Source organism: Microbacterium sp., from assembly GCF_039812165.1.
Taxonomy (GTDB): domain Bacteria; phylum Actinomycetota; class Actinomycetes; order Actinomycetales; family Microbacteriaceae; genus Microbacterium.
This window is the reverse complement of sequence record NZ_JBDIAB010000093.1, coordinates 1-10757: the sequence shown is the minus strand read 5'-3', so window position 1 is coordinate 10757 and position 10757 is coordinate 1. Positions and strand designations below refer to the sequence as shown.

The window sequence follows — 10757 nt, the reverse complement described above, 5'->3', positions numbered from 1 at the left end:
CGGCGTGTTCCGGCTGTCGGGGTCGCTCGAGGGCCAGGTCGTCGTGGCCGCCCCCGACGACGCGCAGGTCGTGCTCATCCTCGACGACGCCACGATCGAGGCATCCGACGCGCCCGCCATCACCGTCACGACCGCCGACGACGTCGTGATCTCGCTCGAGGGCGACAACGCGGTGTCGGATGCCTCGTCGTACGCCGACGACACCGCGGCCGACGCCGCGATCTACGCGGACGCCGACCTGACGATCACGGGCTCCGGCTCGCTGCAGGTCACCGGCAACGGCAACGACGGCATCACGAGCACCGACGACCTCGTCGTCGTCTCGGGCGAGATCGCCGTGACCGCCGTGGACGACGGCCTGCGCGGCAAGGACGCGCTCCTCGTCTCCGGTGGCACGGTCACGGTCGCCGCGGACGGCGACGCGCTCAAGAGCGACCAGGATCAGGACGCCGCACAGGGCTTCGTGTGGATCTCGGGCGGCACGCTCACGCTCACGAGCGGCGACGACGGCGTGGCCGCCGCCACCGACGCCGTGATCACCGGCGGCGCCGTGTCGATCACCGCGGGCGGCTCCGCGACCGCCGCCGACGACTCCCCCAAGGGCGTCTCGGCGGGCGTCGTCGCCGTCGTCGACGGCGGCGACGTGACGATCGACGCCGCGGACGACGGCGTGCACTCGGACGGCTCGGTCGGCATCGGCGGCGGCACGCTCACGATCGCGGCGGGCGACGACGGCGTGCACGCCGAGCAGCGCCTCGAGATCCGCTCCGGCGAGGTCACCGTCACCGGTGCCGTCGAAGGCCTCGAGGGCGTCGACGTGGCGATCTCGGGCGGCACGGTGGACGTCACCGCGAGCGACGACGGCATCAACGCCGCCGGCAACTCGGAGGCCACGACCGACGGCGGCATGGGCGGCGGGATGGCGGGCGAGGCCGACACCGGCGAGACGCTCGTGATCTCCGGCGGCACGGTCCGCGTCGTGGCCGTCGGCGACGCGCTGGACTCGAACGGCTCGATCACCGTCTCCGGCGGAGAGGTCGCGGTCTACGGCCCGACCGGCGGCGGCGAGGGCGCGGTCGACGCCAACGGCGCCATCACGCTCGACGGCGGCACCCTGTTCGTCGGCGGCAGCACGCTCAAGGTCCCCGTCGGCGCGCAGACCTGGGTCTCGGCATCCGTGTCGGGATCGGCCGGCTCGGTCGTCGAGATCGTGGATGCCGCGGGAGCGGTCGTCGTCTCGTACACCGCCGCGGCGTCGTTCGGCGCCGTGCTGGTCAGCGATGCGGCGCTCACCGCCGGGAGCAGCTACGGCGTCGTGATCGACGGCGCGACCGTGGCGACGGCCACGGCCGGCACCGGCCTCACCGAGACGGGTCCCGGCGGCGGCGGTCCCGGCGGCGCCGGCCCTGACGGCGGTGGCGGCGGAGCCCCCGACGGCCAGCGCCCCTGACGGCCGGCCGTCCTGAGACGTGCGGTCGCCCGAGCCGCACGACCCGGGCCGGTCATTGGAAGTCCCGGGAGCGGTGCCGCACTCCCACACGCAGGTCTTCGAACGCGTCGGCGAGGAGGTTCGTGACCCCCTCGGGCGAACGCTCCAGCATCCCCCGCGCGATGAGCGCCGGCGAGTCGCGCAGGATCCGCCGGTACCGGGACCACACGCCGGCCGAGCACACGACGTTGATGAGACCGTGCTCGTCCTCGAGGTTGAGGAACGTCACGCCGGATGCCGTCGCCGGCCGCTGCCGGTGCGTCACGAGCCCCGCCACCTCGATCCTCCGCCCGGTCTCGTGGACGCGCAGCTCCCGCGAGACGAGGACGCCGCGGGCGTCCAGCTGCGACCGGTAGTGGGTCAGCGGATGGTCGTCGGTGGAGACGCCCGTCGCCCACAGGTCGGCGGCGAGCACCTCGTAGCTCGTGGGATCGGGGAACAGCGGCGGCTGCACCGCGACGACCGAGTCGGGGAGGAACTCGACGCGGTCTTGAGCGGCGGAGGCGGCGAGCCAGAGCGCCTCCCGCCGGGACAGCCCGAGGCATTCGAACGCCCCCGCGGTGGCGAGCGCCTCCAGGTGCGCCACGGTCGCCCCGGTGCGCCGGACCAGGTCGCGCAGGCCCCGGTAGGGGCCGCCCCGGTCCCGCTCGTCGACGAGGCGCGTCGCGAACGCCTTGCCGATGCCGGCCACGCCCGCCAGCCCCAGCCGCACCGCCAGGTCGCCGTCGCGGCGGTGGGCGGCGGACTCGTCCGGAGCCTTGGGCTCGAACGGGACCGGCTTCGGCTGTTTCCGATCGAGGCACGAGGCGAGGCCCACGTCCTGCGGCCGAGGAGCGGCATCCGCCTCCACCGGCTCCAGGGTGGGCTCGACGCCGGAGCGCAGCAGGTCGGGGCGGCGCACCTCGACGCCGTGGCGCCGTGCGTCGGCGACGAGGGTCGCGGGCGAGTAGAACCCCATCGGCTGAGCGCGCAGCAGCCCGGCGAGGAACGCGCCCGGATAGTGCAGCTTCAGCCACGACGACGCGTACACGAGCAGCGCGAACGACAGCGAGTGCGACTCGGCGAACCCGAAGTTCGCGAACGCCTGGATCCTCGCGTAGATGTCGTCGGCGGCATCCCCCACGATGTCGTTCTCCGCCATGCCGGCGTAGAGCTTCTCTTTGAGCGACTCGATGCGCTCGACGCCGCGCTTGGAGCCCATCGCCCGTCGCAGCAGGTCGGCGTCCTCGCCGCTGAGCCCGCCCACGGCCATGCCCATCTGCATGAGCTGCTCCTGGAAGACGGGGATGCCGAGCGTGCGCTCCAGGACCGGCTCGAGCTTGGGGTGCGGGTAGGTGACCTCCTCCTTCCCCAGCTTGCGCCGCACGTACGGGTGCACCGCGCCGCCCTGGATGGGGCCGGGGCGGATGAGGGCGATCTCGATCACGAGCTCGTAGAACCGTCGCGGCTGCAACCGCGGCAGCAGACCCATCTGCGCGCGCGACTCGATCTGGAACACGCCGATCGAGTCGGCCCGGCACAGCATGTCGTAGACCGCCGGCTCCTCCTTGGGGATCGTCGCGAGGTCCCACCGCTCCGCCGTGGCCTGGGCGATGAGGTCGAAGCAGTGCCTGAGCGCGGAGAGCATCCCGAGGCCCAGCAGGTCGAACTTCACGAGCCCCATCCAGGCGGCGTCGTCCTTGTCCCACTGGATGACGGTGCGGTCTTTCATGCGGGCGTGCTCGATCGGCACCACCTCGCCCACCGGGCGATCGGTGAGCACCATGCCGCCGGAATGGATGCCGAGGTGACGCGGCGCCTTCAGCAGCTCGCTCGCATACGCGATCACGCGATCGGGGATGTCGTGGTCCGAGCCGCTGGCCAGCATCGCGCCCCAGCGCTCGACCTGCTTCGACCAGGCGTCCTGCTGACCGGGCGAGTGCCCGAGCGCCTTCGCCATGTCGCGCACGGCGTTCTTCGGCCGGTACTGGATGACGTTCGCCACCTGCGCAGCCCGGTCGCGACCGTACTCCCCGTACACCCACTGGATGATCTCCTCGCGCCGCTCGGAGTCGAAGTCGACGTCGATGTCGGGCTCCTCGTCGCGCAGCGCCGACAGGAACCGCTCGAACGGCAGATTGAACCCGATCGGGTCGATCGCCGTGATGCCGAGCAGGAAGCAGACGGCGCTGTTGGCCGCCGAGCCCCGACCCTGGCACAGGATGCCGCGATCCCGCGCCTCGGCGACGATCCCGTGCACGATGAGGAAGTAGCCCGGGAAGTCCTTCTGCTCGATGACGCCGAGCTCCCGCTCGATGCGCGCCCGCTCGTCCGGCCGCAGTCGCGGATAGGTCGACGGCACCGCCTGCCACACGAGGTGACGCAGCCACGACATCGGCGTGTGCCCCGCGGGCACGGGGAGCTTCGGCAGCGCGGGCCGGGCGCGGCGCAGCGGGAAGGCGAGCTCGTCGGCCAGGGCGACCGTGCGGGCGACGGCGCCCGGGTACCGCCGGAACCGGCGCGTCATCTCCGCTCCCGACCGCAGGTGCGCGCCGTGATGGGCCGGCAGCCACCCGTCCAGCTCGTCGAGCCCGCGGTTCGCGCGCACGGCGGCGATCGCCGCGGCCAGATGGGCGCGCTCCGGGACGGCGTAGTGCACGTTGTTCGTCGCGACCACGGGCAGCCCGCGCTCCGCGGCGAGCGCCGCCAGCACGTCGTTGTCGCGCGAGTCCAGCGGGTTCCCGTGGTCGACGAGCTCCACCTCGACCCACCCGAACCGGTCCACGAGCAGGTCGAGCGCCGCACCCGCCGCCTCGGCCCCGCCCTCGGCGAGCGCCCGCCGCACGGGCCCCTTGCGGCACCCGGTCAGCACGGCCCAGTGCGGATCGCCGGGGCCGCCCGCGTGCGCGGCGAGCTCGTCGAGGTCGTAACGGGGGCTGCCCTTCTCGGGTCCCGCGAGCTGCGCGTCGGTGATCGCCCGGGCGAGCCGGTGATACCCCTCCTCCCCGCGTGCGAGGACCAGCAGGTGCTCCCCCTCCGGATCGGGCGCGTGCCGCAGCCGGTCGGCGCGCACGCCCGATCCGGACAGCCCGAGCGTCAGCTCGGCCCCGAACACGGTCTTCACGGCGAGCCGCTCGGCGGCCTCGGCGAACCGCACGATGCCGTAGAACCCGTCGTGGTCGGTGACCGCCAGGGCGTGCAGGCCCAGGCGCTCGGCCTCTTCGGCCAGCTCCTCGGGCGAGGACGCCCCGTCGAGGAACGAGAACGACGAGTGCGCGTGCAGCTCGGCGTACGGCACCGGGTCGTCCGGCCGCACGATCGGCGGCGGGCGGTACGCGCCGCGCTTGCGCGACCACCCCGGGCTGTCGCCCCCGTCCGCGTCGGCGGGCACCCCCGACGGCCGCCGCCGGTCGCTGAGCAGGCGCTCCATCTCCGACCACGGCACCGAGGGATTGTGGAAGCCCATCAGTCGTACCTCCCCTCCGCACGCCACGCGCCGCCCTCGCACACGAGCAGCCACGCGGTCTGCTCCGCGTCGACGACCTGGAACCGGTGCGCACGCCGGGACCGCGCGGCATCCCACCCCCGCTCGATCACCGGCCACGGCCCCGCCCAGGCCTCGACCACCCTCGACCGCCCCGCCACCGTCAGCACGACGGGCGCAGCGCTCACCTCGCCGCGCTCGCCGACGACGACCGGCTCGCCCCCGGCATCGGCGACCACGACCGTCGGCGCCTGCTCGAACACCGTCGCCGGCAGCGGATCGGGCAGACTCCCCGGCCACGGCACGTGGCGATCGGATGCCGCGACCCGATCGCCCCACGGCACGAGCAGCTGCCGCTCGCTCAGCCACCGTCCGCCGCCCACCGCGGCGGTGACGACCCCGCGATGGCCGAGCATCGCCTGCACGCGCGACAGCGCGTGGTGCACCCGCTCCTCGGCCCCCGATCCGAAGAGGGTCGCGACGTGGTGGGATGCCTCGTCCACCGCCTCGGGCTCGATGCGCACCCGCGTGACGCCGCTGTCGAACCCGTCGGTCTCGGCCAGCTGCCAGCGCACCCGGTCGACGACGGCCGCCGCGTCGAACGACCCCGGGTGCAGCCACACCCGGTCGCTGCGCTCCCCGCGCTCCCCGACGAGCACCACGCGCAGCTCGGTGCACACCAGCTCCGTCGCCCCGAGCCCGGCGACGAACTGCTCGGCGGCCTGGCGCATGCCGAACGCGACCTGCTCGGCCAGCTCCAGCGGCGGCTCGAACACGACCTCGCGATGCCGTTCGGGCGGCGGCGTCCGCGGCGTCACCGGTCGGGAGTCCGCTCCGGAGGCGAGGGCGTGCAGGCGCTCCCCGCGCGCCCCGAACCGCTCCACGAGCCGCTCCCGGGTGAGACCGGCGACCTCTCCCAGGGTGCGCACGCCCAGCCGGGCGAAGAGCCCGGCCAGCTCGTCTCCCAGCACCGTCACCGGCAACGGCGCGAGGAAGTCCGCGGAGCCTCCCGTCGGCACCACTCGGACCGCATCGCGCCCACGCGCCGCCCGGGCCGCCTGCTCCGCCGTGAACGGACCGTCGGCCACCCCCGCGCGAGCCTGCGGGACCCCCGCCTCGGCGAACGCGCCGAGGAGCACCCCGGCGGCCTCCGCCTCACCCCCGTAGTAGCGGGCGGGACCCCGCGCGCGCAACGCGCACAGCCCCGGCCGCACCAGCTGAACCCCGGGGGCGAGGGCCTCGACCCGCGCGATCAGCGGGGCGAAGGCCCGCTGATCGCGCAGCGGATCGGCCTCGGCGATGCGCAGGCCCGGACACCGGGCCTGCGCGTCGCGCCGGCGCTGCCCGCGCCGCACCCCGTCGGCGCGGGCGGCGTCGGAGCAGGAGGCCACGACCCCGTGGTCGAGCACCGCGATCGGCTGCGCGGGATCGGGCGGCGAGGCGTCCTCGCGGGTGAGCGCCACGACCGGCCAGTCGGGCACCCACAGCACGAGGCTGCGGACGGGAGCGACATCCATGTCAGCCCGCCGCCCGGATCCGCTCGGGCCCCCGCTGCACCGGCGCGTGCTGCGTCAGGGCGGGCAGACCCGGGCCCTGCGAAGGGGCGACCGTGCCGTCCTGCGCGGGCAGCAGCATCCGCCCCCGACGTGGTCTCGGGAACCGGCGGCTGGAGACCGACACGGTCAGCTCCCGTTCGGACAGGCAGCCGTGTCCGTCGCCGAGCCCCGACCAGTGCGGCTCGGCGACGTCGATCACCGCCTCCGCCTGCGCCCACGGCCCCTGCACCAGCAGCACCGTGCCGCGGTCGCGCAGGCGTGCCGCCAGCCGCGCGACATCGGCATCCCTCGCCCGCGACCCTGGACGCACGGCCACGACCGGCAGCACCTCGGCGATCGTGGCCGTCACCGCGAGCCAGCGCGTTCCGGGCTCGGCGATGAGCACCAGCCGGGACAGCTCGACCCCCACGCGCTCGGCGGCCTCGACGCCGAGCGCAGGCATGCCGACCACGCCGCACCAGGAACCCGCGCGGGAGGGTGGCGCCAGCAGCGCGAACAGCAGCGACATCGAGCCGCCCAGCGAATAGGCGGCCCCCGGTCGGAGCCCTCCTCCGGGCAGCAGTCCCGCCAGCGCCGGATCGGCTGGAAGCACGGGAACGCTCAGCCGCTTCGCCTGCACCCGCTCCAACTGGGTGCGAAGCCGATGGAGCTCGCCGCTTCCGGCCCGGACTGGCTGCACGATCACTCTCCTTCGCCTCTATTAGAACATCTATTCTAAGCTTGTGGGAACATGATCGAAGCTATCTCCCCCTTCCGACATCGACGCAGGAGGTCCGCCGGATGCACGCTCACGCCGCTACTGTGGGAGTCGACGGGCGGCAGCCCGTAGGCGGGGGCAGCCGGGGGGCAGCATCGTCGTCGCACCCACTCGGGCGACGGCGCCGAGCAGCGGCACGGCTCACGATCGCCTCGACGCATGTCCCCATCAGCGGAGGAGAACACGATGTCCGACCCGAGCGATCGCGACCAGGACGATCCCCTCCAGCCGACCGGCGACCCCGCGCAGTCGCCCTCCGCCCCGCCGGGCGGACCCTACGCCGCACCCGCGCCCGGCCAGCCCTACGCGGTGCCCGGACAGCCGCCCTACGGCGCGCCCATGCCCGGCCAGCCTCCGTACGGCGCACCCGGCCAGCCTCCCTACAGCGCACCCGGCCAGCCGTACGGCGCACCCGGTCAACCTCCGTACGGCGCACCCGGACAGCCTCCCTACGGTGCCGCCGGGCTCACCCAGCCGTCCGGACCACCGGCATCCCCCGCCCCCGACACCCGGCCGAAGACGCTCGCCATCGTCGCACTGGCGCTGGCCGGGGTCGGCGCGGTCGGGTCGTTCCTCCCGATCGTCAACTGGTTCTCCTGGGCGCTCCTGCTGGCCGCGGTCGTGCTCGCCATCATCGTGCTCGTGAGCCGGAAGCAGGGCGGCAAAGGCCTCGGCATCGCCGCGCTGGTCCTCGCCGTCGTCGCCTGGATCGTGTCGATCGTCGTCGTCGTCGCATCGCTCCTGGCACTCGCCCCCGCGGTGCGCGGGGTCGTCGGCGAAGGCGAAGGCCCCGTCGCGACCAGTCCCGCCGAGGACGGCGCGGACACGGCCGACGGGCGTCAGGAGCTCGAGGTCGTCGAGGTCGCCTTCGGCCGGGAGTCGTTCGACCCGACCATGTGGTGGTATGTCGTCATCCTCGAGAACCCCAACCCCGATCACGTGTTCGACTTCGCCTCCATCGACATCGAGGCGCTCGACGCGGCCGGCACGATCCTCGACACGGCGCCGGAGTACACCACGCTGCTGTCCGGGCGGACGGCCCTCACCGGCACCTTCTTCTCCGTCGGTCAGGGCGAGATCGCCTCGCTCAACGTGCAGGTGCCCGCTGCTTCCTCCGCGATCCGCAGCCCCCGCGACGAGACCGGGGCCTTCACGATCGAGGACCTCGTGCCGGTCACCGACGACTACTCGACGAGCGTGACCGGGACGATCAGCGGCGACTTCGAGGACGAGCACGAGCTCGTCTCCGTCGCCGTCGTCGCCCGCGCCGCCGACGGGAGCATCGTCGGCGGCACCCGGACCTACGTCGACCGCCTTCCTACCGGTGGCGGCAAGGTGCAGTTCGAGGCCGTGTTCTTCGATCCGCTGCCGGATGCCGCGACGTTCGAGGCCTACGCGTCGCTCTGACCCTCCCCGGGCATCGCCCCCACGCATCGCCCTGACCGTTCCTGGTCATCGCGCCGACTCGCGCACGGGAATTACCACGGTCAACGCCGGCCCGCCGGCCGCGGCCGTTCTGGCATCCTCTGGCGGAAGGCCCGGCAGGGCGGACCCATGCAAGGAGGCAGAATGAAGCTCTCACCGGAGTCGGAGCAGATCGTCGCGGCCACGGCCGGGGTGGTCGCGGCGCACGCCGAACAGATCACCCGCACGTTCTATCCCGACATGTTCGCCGCGCACCCGGAGCTGCTGCAGGTGTTCAACAAGGCGAACCAGGCGATCGGCGAGCAGCCGCAGGCCCTCGCCGCCTCGGTCGTGGCGTTCGCGGTGCAGCTGATCGACCCCGCCGCTCCCGACTTCACGCCGGTGATGCAGCGCATCGCGCACAAGCACGTCTCGCTCGGCATCGGCGCGACCCAGTACACGATCGTCGGCCACCACCTGCTGAAGGCCGTCAAGACAGTCCTCGGCGACGCGATCACCCCCGAGATCGCCGCCGCGTGGGACGAGGTGTACTGGCTGTTCGGCTGCTCGCTCATCGCGGAGGAGGCCAAGCTCTACGCCCTCGCGGGCACCGACCCGGCGCATCCGTGGCGCGAGTACCGCGTGGTCGAGCGCTTCGAAGAGTCCGACGAGGTCTTCTCGCTGCTCCTCGCACCCGTCGAGGGCGAGGTGCCCGCCCACAGCACCGGCCAATACGTCGCGATCGCCGTGGACCTGCCCACCGGCGAGCGCCAGCCGCGCCAGTACACGATCTCGTCCGGTCCTCGCGGCGACTCCCTGCGGGTGACGATCAAGCGCGTCCGCGGCATCGACGGCGCGCCCGACGGCCAGGTCTCGACGTGGCTGCACGAGAACGCGCAGCCAGGCACGATCCTCGACGTCTCGCAGCCGGCCGGCGACATGGTGCTCGACGACGCAGACGGCCCCCTGGTGCTGGTCTCGGCCGGAATCGGCATCACGCCGATCGCCGCCATCATCGAGGATCTCTCACGGCGCCAGCCCGACCGTCCGGTGTGGCTGTTCCACGCCGACAAGTCGCACGAGAACCACGCGCTCTACGCGGGGCTGCGGCGCCAGGTGCTGGCGATGTCCGACATCCGCTCGCAGAACTGGTACGAGGTCGGCGCGGAGTCGGCCCCCACGCTGCGGCCGGCGCGACAGGGCTTCATGGACCTGTCCGACATCGAGATCCCCGCGGACGCCACGGCCTTCATGTGCGGCCCGCTGCCGTTCATGCGGGGCACTCGTCTCGCGCTGATCGAGAAGGGCCTCGACAGCGAGAAGATCCACTACGAGGTGTTCGGACCCGACCTGTGGGCGCAGGATCCGGGCAACGCCCCCGCGGAGGACGAGGTGCCCGCGAGCGTCTAGCGCTCGTGCAGATCGCCCGGCGCGGACAGCGGCAGTCCGCGCCGGGTCGCTCGTCTGCGGTCAGGGCACGCTCGAGCCGCGTGACCCACGAGGCTCGAGCGCTCAGGAGCCGGATGCCGCCAGGCCCGTTCGCTCGCCACGGAAGCCCAGCACATCGAGCACGGCGTGGACGGTACGGGCGACCAGCAGGTCGTCCGCGGGGGGAAGTCCCGGCATGACCGCCCGCATGAGGAGCGGCCCGGTGAGGAGATCGGCGATCCAGGCGGGATCGGCACCCGGCCGGATCTCGCCCCGCGCCTCGGCGCGCCCCAGGATCACGGACGTGTAGGCACGCCGCGGCCCCAGGTAGCCGGCCAGGAACGGCGCGGCGCGAACCGGCTCGGTGTCGACCTCGGCGAGCCAGCCGACGAGCCCTCGCGTCACGACCGGATCGGTGAAGAGATCGCGCTGACGCCGCTGCACCTCGACGAGATCCCCAACCAGGTTTCCGGTGTCGATGTCCTCATCAGTGCCGTGACGGGCGGCGAGCAGGCGCGGCACGACATCGGCGAGGTCACGGAACCGCCGGTAGAACGCCGGCTTGTTCGTGCGTGCGCGTGCGACGACCTCGTCGATCGTGACGCGCGCATAGCCCCGCTCGACCACCAGCTCGGCGACTGCCCGCAGGATGTCGTCGTC

Annotated in this window: 7 protein-coding genes; 3 read left to right on the top strand and 4 right to left on the bottom strand. The window is 73.5% G+C overall.

Annotated features, from left to right (window positions below; translation table 11 throughout):
• Positions 1 to 1450: carbohydrate-binding domain-containing protein (locus WML84_RS08870; RefSeq protein ID WP_347345783.1), on the top strand; the 1450-nt coding region annotated here is incomplete at its 5' end.
• 52 nt (positions 1451 to 1502) lie between these two features.
• On the opposite strand, the gene WML84_RS08865 is transcribed toward WML84_RS08870, so the two are convergent.
• The 3 genes from WML84_RS08865 to WML84_RS08855 are packed head-to-tail and all read right to left on the bottom strand — an operon-like array spanning position 1503 to position 7187.
• Positions 1503 to 4934 carry an error-prone DNA polymerase gene (locus tag WML84_RS08865; RefSeq protein ID WP_347345782.1) on the bottom strand — a complete coding sequence of 1144 codons (3432 nt, stop codon included), beginning with the start codon at positions 4932 to 4934 and terminating at the stop codon, positions 1503 to 1505.
• Positions 4934 to 6469: a DNA polymerase Y family protein gene (locus tag WML84_RS08860; RefSeq protein ID WP_347345781.1), complete on the bottom strand. Its 1536-nt coding sequence runs from the start codon at positions 6467 to 6469 to the stop codon at positions 4934 to 4936. Before WML84_RS08860 ends, WML84_RS08865 begins: the two co-directional genes overlap by 1 nt.
• Before the next feature lies 1 nt (position 6470).
• Positions 6471 to 7187: a hypothetical protein gene (locus tag WML84_RS08855; protein ID WP_347345780.1), complete on the bottom strand. Its 717-nt coding sequence runs from the start codon at positions 7185 to 7187 to the stop codon at positions 6471 to 6473.
• A gap of 237 nt (positions 7188 to 7424) precedes the next feature.
• On the opposite strand from WML84_RS08855, the gene WML84_RS08850 reads away from it, so the two are divergent.
• Positions 7425 to 8672 (top strand): hypothetical protein, encoded by a 1248-nt coding sequence (locus WML84_RS08850; protein WP_347345779.1) that lies wholly within the window; start codon positions 7425 to 7427, stop codon positions 8670 to 8672.
• Between the two features lie 162 nt (positions 8673 to 8834).
• Positions 8835 to 10079: a globin domain-containing protein gene (locus WML84_RS08845; RefSeq protein ID WP_347345778.1), complete on the top strand. Its 1245-nt coding sequence runs from the start codon at positions 8835 to 8837 to the stop codon at positions 10077 to 10079.
• A gap of 102 nt (positions 10080 to 10181) precedes the next feature.
• Here the strand turns inward: WML84_RS08845 and WML84_RS08840 are convergent.
• A partial coding sequence (locus WML84_RS08840; protein WP_347345777.1) for a TetR/AcrR family transcriptional regulator occupies positions 10182 to 10757 on the bottom strand: 576 nt, incomplete at its 5' end.